This window comes from Micromonospora sp. LZ34 (assembly GCF_052981855.1).
On record NZ_JBRIQN010000041.1, the window covers coordinates 18,204 to 34,823 of the forward strand.

At 71.9% G+C, this 16,620-nt stretch carries 14 protein-coding genes; 6 read left to right on the forward strand and 8 right to left on the reverse strand.

Annotation, left to right across the window (positions count from 1 at the left end):
* Positions 1-5 precede the first annotated feature (5 nt).
* From ACVCAH_RS29835 to ACVCAH_RS29860, 6 genes are all read left to right on the forward strand, one after another.
* Complete coding sequence (locus ACVCAH_RS29835; RefSeq protein ID WP_447139562.1) at positions 6-1,337, forward strand: enolase C-terminal domain-like protein; 1,332 nt, start codon at positions 6-8, stop codon at positions 1,335-1,337.
* Between the two features lie 31 nt (positions 1,338-1,368).
* Entirely contained in the window at positions 1,369-2,529 is a 1,161-nt protein-coding gene (locus ACVCAH_RS29840; RefSeq protein ID WP_447139563.1) for an L-talarate/galactarate dehydratase, read from the forward strand.
* Between the two features lie 32 nt (positions 2,530-2,561).
* On the forward strand, positions 2,562-4,076 hold the full coding sequence (locus tag ACVCAH_RS29845) for an aldehyde dehydrogenase (NADP(+)) (protein ID WP_447139564.1): 1,515 nt from the start codon (positions 2,562-2,564) through the stop codon (positions 4,074-4,076).
* Positions 4,077-4,187: 111 nt separating this feature from the next.
* Positions 4,188-5,114: an AEC family transporter gene (locus ACVCAH_RS29850; protein ID WP_447139565.1), complete on the forward strand. Its 927-nt coding sequence runs from the start codon at positions 4,188-4,190 to the stop codon at positions 5,112-5,114.
* Between the two features lie 78 nt (positions 5,115-5,192).
* A complete protein-coding gene (mqo, locus tag ACVCAH_RS29855) occupies positions 5,193-6,722 on the forward strand; it encodes a malate dehydrogenase (quinone) (protein ID WP_447139566.1) in 1,530 nt (509 codons plus the stop codon).
* Entirely contained in the window at positions 6,719-8,134 is a 1,416-nt protein-coding gene (locus tag ACVCAH_RS29860; protein ID WP_447139567.1) for an FAD-binding oxidoreductase, read from the forward strand. The genes mqo and ACVCAH_RS29860 overlap by 4 nt, the downstream gene beginning before the upstream one ends.
* Positions 8,135-8,947: 813 nt before the next feature.
* Here ACVCAH_RS29860 and ACVCAH_RS29865 read toward each other — a convergent pair.
* Genes ACVCAH_RS29865 through ACVCAH_RS29900 form a run of 8 tightly spaced genes read right to left on the reverse strand, consistent with a single transcriptional unit; the run spans position 8,948 to position 16,599 of the window.
* A complete protein-coding gene (locus tag ACVCAH_RS29865; RefSeq protein ID WP_447139568.1) occupies positions 8,948-10,432 on the reverse strand; it encodes a mannitol dehydrogenase family protein in 1,485 nt (494 codons plus the stop codon).
* Positions 10,429-10,554: a hypothetical protein gene (locus ACVCAH_RS29870; protein ID WP_447139569.1), complete on the reverse strand. Its 126-nt coding sequence runs from the start codon at positions 10,552-10,554 to the stop codon at positions 10,429-10,431. The genes ACVCAH_RS29865 and ACVCAH_RS29870 overlap by 4 nt, the downstream gene beginning before the upstream one ends.
* Positions 10,548-11,756 carry a D-mannonate dehydratase ManD gene (gene manD / locus ACVCAH_RS29875; RefSeq protein ID WP_447139570.1) on the reverse strand — a complete coding sequence of 403 codons (1,209 nt, stop codon included), beginning with the start codon at positions 11,754-11,756 and terminating at the stop codon, positions 10,548-10,550. Before manD ends, ACVCAH_RS29870 begins: the two co-directional genes overlap by 7 nt.
* Positions 11,753-12,433 carry a bifunctional 4-hydroxy-2-oxoglutarate aldolase/2-dehydro-3-deoxy-phosphogluconate aldolase gene (locus tag ACVCAH_RS29880; protein ID WP_447139571.1) on the reverse strand — a complete coding sequence of 227 codons (681 nt, stop codon included), beginning with the start codon at positions 12,431-12,433 and terminating at the stop codon, positions 11,753-11,755. The genes manD and ACVCAH_RS29880 overlap by 4 nt, the downstream gene beginning before the upstream one ends.
* Positions 12,430-13,320, reverse strand: coding sequence for an ABC transporter permease (locus ACVCAH_RS29885; RefSeq protein WP_447139572.1), 891 nt, complete (start codon positions 13,318-13,320; stop codon positions 12,430-12,432). The genes ACVCAH_RS29880 and ACVCAH_RS29885 overlap by 4 nt, the downstream gene beginning before the upstream one ends.
* Positions 13,320-14,246: an ABC transporter permease gene (locus ACVCAH_RS29890; protein WP_447139573.1), complete on the reverse strand. Its 927-nt coding sequence runs from the start codon at positions 14,244-14,246 to the stop codon at positions 13,320-13,322. Before ACVCAH_RS29890 ends, ACVCAH_RS29885 begins: the two co-directional genes overlap by 1 nt.
* A complete protein-coding gene (locus ACVCAH_RS29895) occupies positions 14,243-15,385 on the reverse strand; it encodes an ABC transporter ATP-binding protein (protein WP_447139574.1) in 1,143 nt (380 codons plus the stop codon). The genes ACVCAH_RS29890 and ACVCAH_RS29895 overlap by 4 nt, the downstream gene beginning before the upstream one ends.
* The gene (locus tag ACVCAH_RS29900; protein WP_447139575.1) at positions 15,382-16,599 is read right to left on the reverse strand and encodes an ABC transporter substrate-binding protein; all 1,218 of its coding nucleotides are present in this window, start codon (positions 16,597-16,599) and stop codon (positions 15,382-15,384) included. The genes ACVCAH_RS29895 and ACVCAH_RS29900 overlap by 4 nt, the downstream gene beginning before the upstream one ends.
* Positions 16,600-16,620: the final 21 nt, after the last annotated feature.

Genomic DNA, 16,620 nt, shown 5'->3' on the forward strand with positions numbered 1-16,620 from the left:
CGGCGATGACCGGCCGCACCCCGACCGTGGCCCGTGTCGAGGCGGTGCCCGTCGCGGGGCACGACAGCATGCTGCTCAACCTCAGCGGCGCGCACGGCCCCTTCTTCACCCGCAACATCGCCGTCGTCACCGACAGCGAGGGCCGGGTCGGCGTCGGCGAGGTGCCCGGCGGCGAGGCGATCCGGCGCACGATCTCCGACGCTGGCGCGCTGCTGACCGGGCAGCCGGTCGCACAGTTCGGCCGGCTGCTGCGCGCCGTCGCCGAGACGTTCGCCGACCGGGACGCCGGCGGGCGGGGACTGCAGACCTTCGACCTGCGCACGACGGTCCACGCGGTGACCGCGCTGGAGTCGGCGCTGCTCGACCTGCTGGGTCAGCACCTCGGTGTGCCGGTGGCGGAGCTCCTCGGCGACGGGCAGCAGCGCGACGCCGTCCCGATGCTCGGCTACCTCTTCTACATCGGTGACCGCCGCTGCACCGACCTGCCCTACCTCGCTGAGGCCGAACCGGCCGACGCCTGGGAGCGGCTGCGCCGCGAACCGGCGCTGACCCCCGACGCGATCGTGGCGCTGGCCGAGGCGGCGCAGGCCCGCTATGGGTTCACCGACTTCAAGCTCAAGGGCGGCGTGCTGGCCGGTGAGCAGGAAGTCGCCGCGGTCCGCGCCCTCGCCGAGCGGTTCCCCGACGCCCGCATCACGCTCGACCCGAACGGCGGCTGGCTGCTGACCGAGGCCGTCGAGCTCTGCCGCGACCTGCACGGGGTGCTCGCCTACGCCGAGGACCCGGTCGGCGCCGAGGGCGGGTTCTCGGGGCGGGAGGTCATGGCGGAGTTCCGGCGGGCCACGGGGTTGCCGACGGCCACCAACATGATCGCGACCGACTGGCGCCAACTGGCCCACGCGGTACGGTCGAACGCAGTCGACATCCCGCTCGCCGATCCGCACTTCTGGACGATGCGCGGCTCGGTCCGGGTCGCCCAGCTGTGTGACGACTTCGGCCTGACCTGGGGTTCGCACTCGAACAACCACTTCGACATCTCACTGGCGATGTTCACCCACGTGGGCGCGGCCGCCCCGGGCGAGATCACCGCCCTCGACACGCACTGGATCTGGCAGGACGGGCAGGCGCTCACCCGCAGGCCGCTGCAGATCAAGGACGGCCAGATCGCCGTCCCGACCGCGCCCGGGCTGGGGGTCGAGCTCGACCGCGACGCCCTGGCGGCGGCACACGAGCTGTACCTGGAGTACGGCCTCGGCGCCCGCGACGACGCCGTGGCGATGCAGTACCTCGTCCCCGGCTGGGCGTTCGACCCCAAGCGTCCCTGCCTGGTCCGCTGACCGCCACCCTGGCGTCCGAAGAAGGAGAGACATGACGATCGCCACCGCTGCCGCGGCCCTCGCGGTCCTCGACCGGATCGAATCGGTGACCCTCTCGTCGGTCACCCTCCCGCTGCCTACCGGGATCAGCGACGCGAAGGTGCTCACCGGCCGACAGCGGCCGATGACGGAGGTCGCGTTCCTCTTCGCCGAGATCCGTACCGAGGCTGGACTGGAGGGCATCGGCTTCAGCTACTCCAAGCGGGCAGGCGGGCCGGCGCAGTTCGCGCACGCCCGGGAGGTCGCCCCCGACCTGATCGGCGAGGACCCCAGCGACATCGGCCGGTTGTGGACCAAGCTCGTGTGGTCGGGCGCCTCGGTCGGCCGCAGCGGCGCGGCGACCCAGGCGCTCGCGGCGATCGACGTGGCGCTGTGGGACCTCAAGGCGAAGCGCGCCGGGCTGCCGCTGGCCAAACTGCTGGGCGCGCACCGCGACTCGGTGCGCTGCTACAACACCTCCGGCGGCTTCCTGCACGAGTCGATCGAGCAGGTGCTGGAGAACGCCACCCGCACCCTCGAGTCGGGCGTCGGCGGCATCAAGATCAAGGTCGGTCAGCCTGACTCGGCGGAGGACCTGCGCCGGGTCCGCGCCGTACGAGAGCACCTCGGCGACGCCGTGCCGTTCATGGTGGACGCCAACCAGCAGTGGGACCGGCCGACGGCCATGCGCGTCGGCCGGGCGCTGGAGGAGTTCGGCCTGGTCTGGATCGAGGAGCCGCTGGACGCGTACGACGCGCAGGGCCACGCCCAGCTCGCCCGCTCGCTGGACACCGCAATCGCCACCGGGGAGATGCTCACCAGCGTCGCCGAGCACTACGAGCTCATCCGCGTCGGCGCGGTGGACATCCTCCAGCCGGACGCCCCGCGCATCGGCGGCATCACCCAGTTCCTCAAGCTCGCCACCCTCGCCGACCACAGCAACCTGCAGCTAGCGCCGCACTTCGCGATGGAGATCCACGCGCACCTCGCGGCCGCCTACCCGCACGAGCCGTGGGTGGAGCACTTCGACTGGCTGTACCCGCTGTTCAACGAGCGCCTGCAGACGCACGGCGGGCGCATGTACATCTCGGACCGCCCCGGGCTGGGGATCACCCTGAGCGAGCAGGCCCGCGCCTGGACCGTGGACCGCGTCCACGTCGACACGTCCCGCTGAACCACCCCACCGCAGCATTGGAGGAACCCCTCATGGCCGCAGTCGTCAGCATCGACCCCCGTACCGGCCAGCCCGTCGAGGAGGTGGCGCGGGAGACCACCTCGGCGGAGGTGGACCGGCTCTGCGCCGCCGCCCTCGCCGCGGCCCCCGGCCTGGAGGCGCTCGGCCGCGCCGGGCGGGCGGCGCTGCTGCGGAGCCTCGCCGACGCGCTGGAGGACCGGCGCGAGGACGTCGTCGCCGTCGCCGACCGCGAGACGGCGCTCGGGCCGGTGCGGCTGAACGGGGAACTCACCCGCACCTGCTATCAACTGCGGCTGTTCGCCGAGGTCCTAGACGAGGGCAGCTACCTCGAGGCGACGATCGACCACGCCGGCGACACCCCGATGGGTCCCCGCCCGGACCTGCGCCGGATGCTCGTCCCAATCGGCCCGGTCGCGGTCTTCGGCGCCAGCAACTTCCCGCTGGCCTTCTCCGTACCCGGCGGCGACACCGCCTCCGCCCTCGCCGCCGGCTGCCCGGTCATCGTCAAGGCGCACGGGTCCCACCCCGCGACGTCGCAGTTGGTGTTCGACATCCTGCTGGCAGCGGCGGACAAGGCGGGCGCTCCGGCCGGCACCCTCGGCCTCGTCCACGGCGTCCCGGCCGGCGCGGACCTCGTCGCCCACCCGGCGGTCCGGGCCGTGGGCTTCACCGGCTCGGTCAACGGTGGGCGCGCGCTGCTGCGGATCATCGAGCAGCGCCCCGACCCGGTGCCGTTCTTCGGGGAGCTCAGCAGCCTCAACCCGGTCGTGGTGACGCCGGGGGCCGCCGCCGAGCGCGGGCCTGCGATCGGCACCGAGCTCGTCGGCTCCTTCACCCTCGGGGGCGGCCAGTTCTGCACCAAGCCCGGCCTGGTGTTCGTGCCGTCCGGCGCCGAGGGCGACACCGTGGTCGCCGCCATGGCCGAGGCGGTTCGGGGGACTGGCTCTCCGGTGCTGCTCAACGAGGGCATCGCCGCCGCGTACGGTCACATCGCCGGTGGCCTCGCCGAGGCTGCGGGCGTGGAGGTGCTGGCCCGCGGTGCGCAGCCGCAGGGGGACGGCTTCCAGGTCGCGCCGCTGCTGCTGGCCACGTCGGCGCGCGAGCTGCCGCCGCAGGTCACCGAGGAGTGCTTCGGGCCGGTGTCGGTGGTGGCCCGCTACGACGGCGAGGCGGAGCTGTTCAGCGCGCTGGCGGCGATGCCCTCGTCGCTGACCGCGACCGTGCTGCGTGGCCAGGGCGAGACCGAACTGCCGCTGGCGGTCTCCGAGCAGCTGCGCCCGCGGGCCGGACGACTCATCTACGACGCCTACCCCACGGGTGTGGCAGTTTCCTGGGCGCAGCACCACGGGGGGCCGTGGCCGTCGACCAATTCGCAGCACACGTCCGTCGGCACCACCGCGATCCGGCGGTTCCTGCGGCCGGTCACCTGGCAGGGGGCGCCCGCCCACCTGCTCCCGCCCGAGCTCACCGACGATTACCGCGACATCCCGCGACGCGTCGACGGCGTCCTGGAGCTGCCCCGATGACCACGCCGGTCGTCCGGTTGCTCCCGCCAACGCCGTTGGGGACCCCCGGGCAGGTGGCGGACGCCGCGCACCCGCCGCTCGCGTGAGTCGCGCAGCCGCGGGCACGGCCGGGTGAACGCCGTCATCGGCGGCTTCGCCGCCCTGCTCGCGGTGATCGCCGTCGGCTGGGTCATCGGCCGGACGGGCACGCTGGGCGCCGACGCCAGTGGCGTGCTGTCGCGGTTGTCCTACGTCGTGGCGACTCCCGCGCTGCTGCTGCTCACCCTCGCGGAGGCCGATCCGGCGGCACTGCTGTCGGCCGCCCTGGTGGCCACTGCGGGCAGCGCGGTGCTCAGCGCGCTGCTGTACACCGCGCTGGCCCGGTGGCGCTGGCGGCAGCCGCCGGCCCAACTGGCGGTCGGCGGACTCGCCTCGTCCTACGTCAACGCGGGCAACCTGGGCGTCCCCATCTCGGTGTACGTCCTCGGCGACGCGTCGTTCGTGGCCCCGGTGCTGCTGTTCCAGGTACTGGTCATGGCACCGGTGGGGCTGGCCGTGCTGGCCGGCTCGCACACGTCGGGCGAGGCTCCGCCCCGCTGGCGGCTGCTCACCCAGCCGCTCCGCACGCCGGTCGTGGTGGGCTGCGCCCTGGGTGTGCTCGTCGCGGCCACCGGCGTGGACCTGCCGTCGCTGGTGCTGGAGCCGATCGAGCTCACCGCCGCGCTCGCGGTTCCCGCGGCGTTGCTGGCGTACGGCATGAGCCTGCACGGCGCACCCCGCCCCGCGTCCGGCGACACAGCCCCCCGGGTCTGGCTGGCCGTGGCGCTCAAGACCCTCGCCCAGCCGGCGCTGGCCTACGCACTCGGTCGGTGGGCCGTCGGCCTCTCGGGGGTGGCGTTGCTGGCGGTCACCGTGACCTCGGCCCTGCCGACGGCGCAGAACGTCTTCGTCTACGCCTCGTCCTACGACCGGGGCACCCTGCTGGCGCGGGACGCCGTGCTGCTCACGACCGTCCTGTCCGTGCCCGTGCTGGTCGGGATCGCCATGCTGCTCGGCTGATCGTCATGTCGCAGGGGTATCGACCCATGCCCTGGCGGACTTGGACAGGCATCGCCGCGGGCTTCTAGCGTGGGGATTGTGATCGTGTCGAGGAGCGACCCGAGCGAGGACTGGGACGTCGTCCTCGTCGGCGGCGGGATCATGAGCGCGACCCTTGGCGTGCTGCTGAGCGAGGTGCAGGCGAACTGGCGGATCACCCTCGTCGAGCGGCTCGACGAGGCCGGACTTGAGAGCTCCAGCGCCTGGAACAACGCCGGCACCGGCCACGCCGGTCTCTGCGAGTTCAACTACACGCCACGGCGGCCCGACGGCACGCTGGACGCCTCCAGCGCCGTGCGGATCGGCGAGCAGTTCGTCTCGTCCCTGGTGTTCTGGGCCCGTCTCGTGGAGCGGGGGGTGCTCGGACCGCGCGAGGCGTTCATCCGCTCGGTCCCGCACCTCGGCTTCGGCCGCGGTGCGGACGGCGTGGCCTACCTGCGGGCCCGGTGGGAGGCCCTGCGGGGCCATCCGCTCTTCGCCGACCTGGAGTTCAGCGAGGACCCCGACGTCCTCGCCTCCTGGCTGCCCCTGATGTTCCAGGGCCGGACCGGGAACGAACCGGTGGCGCTCACCCGCTCCACCCGGGGGACCGACGTGGACTTCGGCGTCCTCACCCGGCAGTTGCTGTCGGTCCTGCGCCAGCGCGACGGCGTCGTCCGGACCCGCCAGGAGGTCACCTCCCTGCGTCGGCATGGGCAGACCTGGGTGGTGCGGGTCCGCGACCGCAGGACGGGGCATCGCCGGCGGCTGCGGGCCCGGTACGTCTTCGTCGGGGCCGGCGGCGGGACGCTGCCGCTGCTGCAGTCGGCCCGGGTCCCGGAGATCCGGCACTACGGCGCCTTCCCGATCAGTGGTCAGTTCCTGCGCACCGACCGGCCCGAGCTCGTGGCAGCCCATCGGGGAAAGGTGTACGGGCATGCGCCTGCGGGTGCCCCGCCGATCTCCGTACCGCATCTCGACCTGCGGGTGGTGGACGGGGAGGAGGCGCTGCTCTTCGGACCGTTCGCGGCCTTCTCGCCCCGCTTCCTCACCCGTGGCCGGCCGACCGACCTCCTGCGATCGGTCCGGCCCGGCAACCTCCCGGTCCTGGTGGCCGCGGCACGGGACAACCGCTCGCTGGTGGCCTACCTCCTGCGGCAGGTGACCCAGTCGGCGGAGGCACGAACCGCCGCGCTGCGCCGGTTCGTGCCGTCGGCGCGCGGGGACGACTGGACGCTGATCACGGCGGGGCAGCGCGTCCAGGTCCTCAAGAAGACCGGGGGACGCGGCACGATGGTCGGCTTCGGCACCGAGATCGTCACCTCCGCGGGCGGCTCGCTGGCCGCCCTGCTCGGTGCCTCGCCCGGCGCCTCGACCGCCGCCTCGACGATGCTCGACGTGCTCGCGGCGAGCTTTCCCGAGCGCATGCCGGAGTGGGCGGCGCAGCTGGACGGGCTCGCACCGTCGGCGCGGACGGTGCGGCAGCTCGACCCGGACCGGCTCGGCGAGGTGGTGACGCGTGCCCGCCGGGTGCTCGGGCTGGTGCCGGCGAGCACCACGGTGCACGGGAAGGACGTGGCGGCTTCGTGACCGCAGACCTCATCGGCCGGCTGCGGCAGGCGGTCGGGCCCTCCGGCGTGATCAGCGGCCCGGACGATATGGCCGGCTACCTCACCGACTGGCGCAACGCGTACGCGGGAACCGCCGCGGCCGTCGTGCGGCCGGGCACCACCGAGGAGGTGGCCGCGGTTGTCGCGCTGTGCTGCGAGGCGGGCGTCGCGGTGGTCCCACAGGGCGGCAACACGGGGCTGTGCGGCGGCGCCGTCCCGGACTCCTCCGGCCGCCAAGTGGTGCTCTCACTGACGCGGATGCGACGCATCCGCGACCTCGACGTCGCCAACCAGACCATCACCGTGGAGGCCGGCGCGGTCCTGCGGTCGGTGCAGGAGGCGGCGGCGGCCGCCGGTCAGATCTTCCCGCTCTCCCTGGGCGCGGAAGGAAGCTGCACGATCGGCGGCAACCTCGCGACCAACGCCGGCGGGACCGGCGTGCTCCGCTACGGAACGATGCGCGACCTGACCCTCGGGCTGGAGGTGGTGCTCCCGGACGGGCGGATCTGGAACGGGCTTCGCGGGCTGCGCAAGGACAACACCGGCTACGACCTCAAGCAGCTGTTCATCGGCGCGGAGGGCACGCTCGGGGTCATCACCGCCGCCGTGCTGAAGCTCTTTCCTGCTGTCCGGAGCCGCGCGACGGCGTGGGTGGCCTTGCCGGGCCCGCAGGCGGCGGTCGACCTGATCGGTGTCCTCCGGGAACTGGCCGGCGACCGGCTGACCGGCTTCGAGATCATGTCCCGGCAGAGCCTGGAGTTCGTGCTGCGCCACTCGTCGGGCGCGCGCGACCCGTTCGGCGACCCCCACCCCTGGTGCGCACTCGTGGAGCTGAGCGACACGCTGCCCGACGCCGGCCTCGACGCGGTGATCGAGTCCGCGCTGGGCGAGGCGTTCGAGCGGGGCGTGGTGGTGGACGCCGTCGTCGCCTCCAGCCCGGCGCAGGCCACCGCCCTGTGGGTGCTGCGCGAAGGCATCTCCGAGGCGCAGAACCACGAGGGCCCCAGCCTCAAGCACGACGTCACCGTGCCGGTCAGTCGCATCCCGGCTTTCGTGGAACGCACCGATCGGGCGCTCGAGGAAGCCGTCCCGGGCATTCGAATCGTGACGTACGGCCACATCGGCGACGGCAACCTGCACTACAACCTCAGCAAACCGGTGGGCAGCGACGACGACGAGTTCCGTGCGCGAGCCGGTGCCCTCGCTCGCGTCATCTACGACTCGACGTGCGCGTTCGACGGCAGCATCAGCGCCGAGCACGGGCTCGGGCAGTCCAAGCGGGACATCATCACCGACTACAAGGACGTTGACGAGCTGGATCTGATGCGCGGGCTCAAGCAGCTGTTCGACCCGCTGGGCCTGATGAACCCCGGAAAGGTGCTTCCGGGCTGACGCCGGACGGACGGTGTGACATCCACACTGACGACGAACGGCGTTGCGGTGAACCGCCGCGCTCCTTCGCATGAGACGACTTCGAAGTTGGCCATCATCGCCATGTCCTCGTGGCCGAGGTTGGAAGATCCTGCCAGTCGCCCGTGGCCTACCCGGCTGGAGTCGGAACAGGTGCGGCGGCTGGCGCCGGACCGGTCGACCTGGGCGCCGGACGGGCGCTCCAGCGGTGCCAACCCCCAGCAAGATCCCAGCTCGCCGAGGTGTTTGGCGGCCTGGCGGACACCGCGAGGATTGTCCGTCACGACACATGGGACGTCCGGGATCGACCGGTTGAGCACCATCACCGGGCGCTGTTTGGACAACATCCGGACGGCCGAGTCCGACATGCGGCTGCTGGCCAACACTGCCGTCGATGCGGCAACGCTCGCTCCAGCGCGACCCGCTCCAGACGGTCCGACTCCTGCGCGTCGATCAACACCGTCGTCAGCTCGGCGGCTGCCGCGGCGTGCTGGGCCGCGGGACGATCTCCGCGAACACGGGGTTGGTGATGTCCGCGATGACCAGGGCGATCATGTGCGTGGGGGAGGTCGTCAGCGCCCGGGCCAAGGGGTTCGTGCGATAGCCGAGCCGCTCGGCGACCTGACGGATGCGTTGCCGTGTCCGAGTTGACGCGGCTCGGTTTGGAGAACGCGCGCGACACGGTCGACGGCGCCACCCCGGCCTCGAGCGCGACGTGATAGATCGTGGTGCGCCTGTCGGGGCTGTCTGTCTTGTTCGGACAGCCCAGCCTCCCTGCGTGCGGCGGGCGAGGGCTCAGCCCTTCATTAACCGCCCGACGTGCTCCACCAGCGCGGCGCGGAACCCGTCGTGGGTGGCAAGGTCCGCACCGAAGACCTCGGGTAGCCGCAGCAGCGAGTCCACGACGCGCTCCGGCTCGCCGCCGGCCGCCGCCGTGGCGGTACGGAGGCGGTCAGCCATCGGATCGTCCAGGGGAAGGTCCCGCCCCCGCACATCCCGGCCCTGCGACACGTACACCATCCAGGCGGCGACCGCGAGCGCGGCGTGCCGGGGCACCACCCCGGCGGCGAGCCGGTCCCGGACCGTGCCCAGCAGTCGCACCGGCAGCTTCTGCGACCCGTCCATCGCGACCTGCACCGTGCGGTGCCGCAGTGCCGGGTTGGCGAAGCGGGTCAGCACCTGGGAACGGTAATCGGTCAGGTCGAGCCCGTCGGGCGCCCGAAGGGTGGGGGTCACGTCCTCGACCATGAGGGCCTCGGCCGCCGCCGCGAGCCGGTCGTCGGAGAGCGCGGCTGCGATCGTGTCGTGCCCGCGCAGGGCGCCCAGGTACGCGAGCAGCGAGTGGCTCGCGTTGAGCATTCGCAGCTTCACCGCCTCCCAGGCGGCGACGTCCCTGGTCAGTACCGCGCCGGCACGTTCCCAGGCGGGCCGGTCGCCGGCGAAGTCGTCCTCGATGACCCACTGGCTGAACGGCTCGGCGACCACGACGCCCCGGTCCTCAAGGCCGAGCACCGCGCGAACGTCGGCGCGGTCCTCGTCGGTGGTGGCCGGCACGATCCGGTCGACCATGCAGGACGGGAAGCGCACCGCGGCGACGATCCAGTCGGCCAGGCCGCTGGCCTCGGCCGACGGCAGCGCCGCCACGAAGTCGTGCACCAGCCCGCGCAGGACATCGCCGTTGCCGACGAGGTTGTCGCAGCAGAGCACGGTGACCGGTCCCGCGTCACAGGCCAGGCGGTGCTGCAACCCCCGCACCAACTGGCCGACGACGGTCCGGGGCGGTCGGCCGGCCAGGTCAGCCACCACCTCGGGATCGGACCGGTCGAGCCGGCCGGCACCGTCGCGCCGGTAGCCCTTCTCGGTCACGGTCAGCGTCACGAGGCGTACGGCGGGGTCGGCGATCCGGTCGATGACGGCTGCCGGATCACCGCCGCCGAAGACGATGTCCCGCACGCTGCCGACCACCCGCGGCGGGGCGGCGTCGGCACCCCGTTCGAGCACGGTGTACAGACCGCCCTGGGGCACAAGCTGGTCCCGTACGGACGCCGACCGTTGCGTGACGCCGGCGATGCCCCAGTCCTGCCGCCCGGTCGCCGCGGCCGCCAGCTCGGTGAAGACCGCCTGGTGCGCGCGGTGGAAAGCCCCGATCCCGAGGTGCACGATCCCGACCCGCAGGGCGCGCGGATCTACCGCCGGGCCGATCCAGCCCCGGCCCTGCCCGGCGACCCGGTCCAGCGCGTCGAGCGCGAGCCGCTGACCGGCCGCCATCTCGGTGCTCACCGCACCGCCCCGAGCTGCTCGGCGTCCCCCGGCAGCCCGAGGTCGTGCACGTGCGCGTGCTCGCCCGCCCGGCCTTCGATCTCGCCGAGGACGAGCACGTCCGGGACGATTCTGCTCACCATGAATGCACCGTGCCGTCCTCGAGCCGGTTCACCGGCAGGTAGGCGGGGGAGTAGGGAAAGCGAGCGGCCGCCTCCTCGTCGATGTCCACCCCGAGCCCCGGCGCCTCCGCGGGATGCAGGTAGCCGTCGGCGAAGTGGTACTCGTGCGGGAACACCTCGTCGGTCTGCACGGTGTGCCGCATGTACTCCTGCAGGCCGAAGTTCGGGATGGCGATGTCGAGCTGCAGCGCGGCGGCCATGCAGACGGGGGAGAGATCGGTGGCGCCGTGCGAGCCGCTGCGCACGTGGTGCAGGGCGGCGTAGTCGAAGATCCGACGCAGGTGGGTGATGCCCCCGGCGCGGACCACCGTCGTCCGGATGTAGTCGATGAGCTGCTCGCGGATGAGCTGCGTGGCGTCCCAGACCGAGTTGAAGATCTCGCCGGTGGCGATCGGTGTCGTGGTGTGCTGGCGGATCAGCCGGAAGCCGTCCTGCAGCTCGGCGGGGACGGGGTCCTCCATCCAGGTCAACGCGTACGGCTCCAGGCTGCGCCCGAGCCGGGCCGCCTCGATCGGGGTCAGCCGGTGGTGCACGTCGTGCAGCAGGCGCAGGGTGGGGCCGAACTCCTCGCGTACCTTGGCGAAGACCGTGGGGATGTGCGCCAGGTAGCGCTCCGTCGACCAGGTCGCCTCACTGGGCAGTGCCGCGTCGGCCGGCTCGTAGAACATCTTGTCGCCGCTGACGCCGTACGTCTTGGCCAGCCCCGGCACGCCGCACTGCACCCGTACCGCCTGGTAGCCCAGGTCGACGAAGCGCGCCACCTCGGTCAGCACGTCGTCCACCGTCTCGCCGTTGGCGTGCCCGTACACCGTCACGCCCTCCCGGGACCGACCGCCGAGCAGCTGGTGGACGGGAAGCCCGGCGACCTTGCCCTTGATGTCCCACAGCGCGGTGTCCACGGCGGCGATGGCGCTCATCGTCACCGGCCCGCGCCGCCAGTACGCCCCCTGGTACAGGTACTGCCAGGTGTCCTCGATCCGCGCCGGATCGCGCCCGACCAGCAGCGGTACGACATGGTCGCGCAGGTACGACGCGACGGCCAGCTCCCGGCCGTTGAGGGTGGCGTCACCGACGCCGGTGAGGCCCTCGTCGGTGACGATCTTCAGGGTGACGAAGTTGCGCCCCGGGCAGGTCACGATGACCCGGGCCTCGACGATCTTCATCCGGCCTCCTCGCCGACGTGCTCCAGTGTGGCGAGCAGCGACCGCAGCCGCTCCGCCGCGCCCGGCCGGAGCAGGTCGCTGCCGACGCCGACCGCGCACGCGCCCGCGCGCAGCCAGTCCGGCACCGCATCGAGGGCGATCCCGCCGGTGGGTACGAGGTCGGCGGCCGGCAGCACCTGCCGCAGGCTCGCCAGAAAGGTCGGGCCGGCCATGTGCGCGGGGAAGACCTTCACCGGTCCACGGGCGGCGGCGGCCGCCACCTCGCCCGGGGTGAACGCTCCCTCCAGGAAGGGCAGCCCGGCGCTCTCCGCGACCGCCCGCACGTCCGGGGCCGGCCACGGGCTGACCAGGAACTGGGTACCCGCCTCCACCGCCTGCTTCGCGAGCGCTTCGGTCGTCACGGTGCCGAGCCCGACCAGAGCGCCGGCGGGTGCCCCACGGCGTGCGTCACGGACCGCCGTCGCCCAGTCGGGGGTGGTCGCGGTCAGTTCGACCACGTTCAGGCCACGGTGGAACATCGCCGTCGCCGCGGCGGTGGCCTCCGCCGCGGACGGCAGCCGCAGCACCGGCAGGACGCGCTGGCCGCGCAGCAGGCTCCAGGCCCCCTCGCCCCGGTCGGTGTCGCCAGGAGACCGGACTGCGCCGCGCCCGATGAGATGGTCACTGCGCTCACTCATGCGTCCGGGTCCTCCTTCACCCGGGCGACGAGCTGAGTCGGGTTGACGTACCGGAGGGCGATCACCAGCAGGACCAGCATCATCGACGTGTAGATGACGGCCATCGCGTCGACGGACTGCTGCGCCCGGATGCCCGCGGCGGACATCGAGTAGTAGAGCGCGACGACGAGTGTCTGGGAGTCGGGGCCGGCGGTGAGGAAGGTGAGTTCGAACATGCCCACGGTCCGGACCAGGACGAGGATGGCCGAGGCGAGCATCCCGGGCAGCAGCAGTGGAGCCAGCACCCGGAGGAACACCGACCGCAGGCCTGCCCCGCACATCCGGGCGGCGCTCTCGATCCGGGGGTCGATCTGCTCGATGAAGGGCGTCATGGTGAGGATCACGAACGGGACCGACGGAACGAGGTTCGCCAGGACGACGCCGGAGAGGTGCCCGGCGAAGCCGAACTTGTAGAGCACCGTCGCGAGGGGGATCCCGTAGGTGATCGGCGGCATCAGGATCGGCAGCAGGAAGGCCAGGTAGGCCAGGCGCTTGCCGGGAAAGTCGCGACGGGCTAGCACGTACGCCGCCGGGACTCCGATGATCAGCGAAAGCCCCACGACGAGCAACGAGACCTGCACGGTGACCAGGATGACGTCCAGCAGGGCGAAGTCGCTCCACGCCGCCCCGTACCACTTGGTGGTGTAGCCGTCAGGGAACCAGGTGTCGAACCACCGCTGGCCGAAGGAACTGACCAGGACGGATCCGACGACGCCGAGCAGGTTGAGGAAGAAGAAGATGACCGCGCCCCAGACCAGCCACGCGGCGGGCCGCGCGACCAGGCGCCGCGGCCGTACGTCCCGGGAGTCCGTCGCGCCACCCCGGCGCACCTCGGTGACAGTGCTCATCAGCCCTTGCCTCCCGTCGATCCGGTGTAGAAGCGGGTCCGGGCGAGCAGCACCACCGCGATGACGACCAGCTCGATCAGTCCCATGATCATGGCGATCGCCGACGCGTACGGGTAGTCGTACTGCTCGTAGGCGGCCTGGTAGGCGGCGATGGAGATGACCCGGGTCTCGCCGGCCGGATTGCCGACCAGCACGGCGGACGGGAACACACTGAAGGCCAGGACGAACGTCAGACAGAACGTCGTGGCCAGCCCGGGCATCAGCAGCGGCAGGGTGACCATGCGGAACCGCTGCCACCAGCCCGCGCCCAGCGTGGCCGCCGCCCGCTCCAGGGTGGGGTCGATGCCGGTGAGGTAGGAGAGCACGAGCAGGAACGCGAACGGGAACCCGGTGATGATCAGCGAGAAGAAGACGCCCCAGTAGTTGTGCACCAGCCGCACCGGTTCGTCGGTGAGGTGCAGCGCCATCAGCACCCGGTTGAACCATCCGGTGGGCCCGAGAAAGTTCAGCAGGCCCTGGGCGGTCAGCACGGTCCCGAGCGTGATGGGTACCACCAGCAGGATGGTGACCAGCCGCTTGCCCCGGAACCGTCCCCGCATCCGGTACGCGATGGGCACCGAGGCGAGCACGTTGAGCAGCGCCGCCGGAAGGGCGATGCGCAGCGTGATCCACATGGTGTCCCGCTGGTACGCGTCGCCGAAGAAGCGGGCGTAGTCGCTGAACGGGCCACCCTCGGTGGGTTGGAAGGAGAGGCCCAGCCCGTAGAAGAACGGGTACAGAAAGAGCAGGACGACGAAGAGCACCGCGGGCGCGAGCAGCCACAACTGCTGGTCGACGCCGCGTTCGGCGAGCCGGTGCCGCCAGTGCGCCTTAGGTGACTGCGGCGCACCGGCGGGGCGCGTCGCGCGCCTTCCCGTGGTGCTCATCCGACCAACCCCGGTTCCTCCACCACCGCGTCCACCCGGTCACCGGGGGCGGCGGGCCGCTCGTCCGATTCGACCGGGAAGACGAGCAGCCGTTGCGGGGCCACGCTCAGCGCGACCGGGTCACCGGGCGCGACCCGCTGCTCGGTGCGGACGTGCACCCGCAGGCCGGAGGCCGTGCGGGCCTCCGCCGCCAGCTCCCGGCCCTGGTACTCGACCACCTCGATCTCGGCCGGCACCGCGTCCGACGCGCCCGGTGTGACGACCCGGACGTCCTCCGGTCGTACGCCGGCGATGACCGCGTCGCCCGGCGCGATGCGGCCGACCGGCTCGCCGACCAGCCGCAACCCGTCGGCCTCCACGGTGACCAACCCGTCCACCCTCGATGTGGCGCGCATCGGCCAGAGGTTCCGGTAACCCATGAAATCCGCGACGTGCCAGTTGCCCGGTCGGGTGTGCAACTCCTCCGGGGATCCGATCTGCTGTACCCGGCCGTCCCGCAGCACGACGAGGCGATCGGCCAGCGAGAGCGCCTCCTCCTGGTCGTGCGTGACGTAGACCGTGGTCAGCCCCAGCGACTGGTGCAGCCGCCGGATCTCGGTACGCATCTCGAGACGCAGTTTGGCGTCGAGGTTGCTCAACGGCTCGTCCATCAGCACCAGCGACGGCTCGAGCACGACCGCCCGGGCGATGGCCACCCGTTGCTGCTGTCCGCCGGAGAGCTGACCGGGCAGCTTGCCGGCGTGCTCCTCGAGGCGGACGAGACGGATGGCATCCTCGGTACGGCGCCGGATCTCGTCCTTGGGCAGTCGCCGCATCCGCAGTCCGAACGCGACGTTGGCGCGTACGGACATGTGCGGAAACAGGGCGTAGCTCTGGAACACCATCCCGAAACCGCGGCGCTCCGGCGGCAGCGTGTCGATGCGCCGCTCGTCCTGCCAGATGCTGCCCCCGGTCAGGGGCAGCAGTCCGGCAAGACAGTTCAGGGCGGTGGACTTGCCGCAGCCCGAGGGGCCGAGCAGCGCGATGAACTCGCCGGCCCGGATGGTCAGGTCCAGGTCGCTGAGCGCGTCCTGGCTGCCGAAGCGGCGGGACACGCCGTCGAGTCGTAGCTCCGAGAAGCCGGAGCTGGTCTTGGTCATCCCTGCTTGACCTTTCCGCTGCCGATCTCGCGATCCCAGCGGTCGAACGCCGCCACCAGGGCCTTCGCCTCCAAGGGGACCGCGGTCGGGTTGTTCGCGATGAGCGCGTCGTACTCCGGCCGGCCGAACTCGCGGATGGCGTCCTGGCTCTTCTGCGGCGCCATCGACAGTTCGGCTCCCTTCACCGCCGGTCCCGGGTAGAAGTAGCCCTGGTCGAACGCCTTGGCCTGCTGCTCGGGCGTGAGCATGAACGCCAACAGGGCCAGGACAGCGGCCTGGATGTCGGTGGAGGCACCCTTCGGCACGACGGCGTAGTGGGCGTCGGTCACCCAGTGGAACCCCTGCAGGGAGCTGACCTTGGCCTCCTTGGGCACCGTTCCGAGCACCCGCGGGTTGATGTCCCAGCCGGTGGTCGACGCGATCACGTCGACGGATCCGTTGGCCAGGTTCTTCATCGTCTCCGTGGTACCGCTCGGGTAGTAGGCGACGTGCTGGTTGAGCTCCTTGAGGTAGGCCCAGGTCTTCTCCCACCCGTTAATCGGGTCCTTCGGGTCCTTGTCGCCGAGGATGTACGGCAGCCCCATCAGGAAGGTGCGCCCAGGCCCGGAGTTCGACGGGCGGGCGTACTGGACCTTGCCGGGGTGGGCCTTGGCATAGGCGAGGAGTGCCTCCGCGGTGGTGGGCGGGTTCGGGACCTTCGCCGGCAGGTACTCCAGGAGCGGGCCCGACGGGTAGTAGGTGACGGTGACTCCCGAGTTGCCGGCCAGCTTCTGCATCGCCGCCGCCGGTTCGAGGTAGTCCTTCATGCCGGGTAGCCGGTCCGCGTGGGTGGGCAGCAGGTCCAGCCACAGGCCCTGGTCGATGCCGGCCGCCAGTCCGTCGACGCCGGTCAGGACCAGGCCGATGTCCACCCGGTCGGCGTTCTGCTGTGCCTTGATCTTGCCGGCCAGTTCCGGTGCCGGTGCCTTGGAGTAGGTGACGCGGGAGATGATGTCCGGATGCTTCTCGACGAACTCGTCGATCATCTCCTGGGTCAGCTGGAGATTGCCGGCGACGTCGAGGACGTTGAGTGTGACGGCCTTCTTCGGCTTGTCCGGTACGGCGCCGTCGCTGTCGCCGCTGCTTCCGCCGGAGTTGTCCGGCGCGCCGCAGGCGGCGGTGAAGAGTACGGACGATGCTGCGGCGATGAGGGTGCTCCGCCGGGTAATGCCCATGGAAACTGTCCCTTCCTCGGT

What these genes read in the sequence shown, in the direction of transcription:
- ACVCAH_RS29835 (WP_447139562.1), top strand. Translation starts at nt 6, where the DNA reads ATGACCGGCCGCACCCCGACCGTGGCCCGTGTCGAGGCGGTGCCCGTC.
- ACVCAH_RS29840 (WP_447139563.1), top strand. Translation starts at nt 1,369, where the DNA reads ATGACGATCGCCACCGCTGCCGCGGCCCTCGCGGTCCTCGACCGGATC.
- ACVCAH_RS29845 (WP_447139564.1), top strand. Translation starts at nt 2,562, where the DNA reads ATGGCCGCAGTCGTCAGCATCGACCCCCGTACCGGCCAGCCCGTCGAG.
- ACVCAH_RS29870 (WP_447139569.1), bottom strand. Translation starts at nt 10,554, where the DNA reads ATGGTGAGCAGAATCGTCCCGGACGTGCTCGTCCTCGGCGAGATCGAA.
- manD (WP_447139570.1), bottom strand. Translation starts at nt 11,756, where the DNA reads ATGAAGATCGTCGAGGCCCGGGTCATCGTGACCTGCCCGGGGCGCAAC.
- ACVCAH_RS29880 (WP_447139571.1), bottom strand. Translation starts at nt 12,433, where the DNA reads ATGAGTGAGCGCAGTGACCATCTCATCGGGCGCGGCGCAGTCCGGTCT.
- ACVCAH_RS29885 (WP_447139572.1), bottom strand. Translation starts at nt 13,320, where the DNA reads ATGAGCACTGTCACCGAGGTGCGCCGGGGTGGCGCGACGGACTCCCGG.
- ACVCAH_RS29890 (WP_447139573.1), bottom strand. Translation starts at nt 14,246, where the DNA reads ATGAGCACCACGGGAAGGCGCGCGACGCGCCCCGCCGGTGCGCCGCAG.
- ACVCAH_RS29895 (WP_447139574.1), bottom strand. Translation starts at nt 15,385, where the DNA reads ATGACCAAGACCAGCTCCGGCTTCTCGGAGCTACGACTCGACGGCGTG.
- ACVCAH_RS29900 (WP_447139575.1), bottom strand. Translation starts at nt 16,599, where the DNA reads ATGGGCATTACCCGGCGGAGCACCCTCATCGCCGCAGCATCGTCCGTA.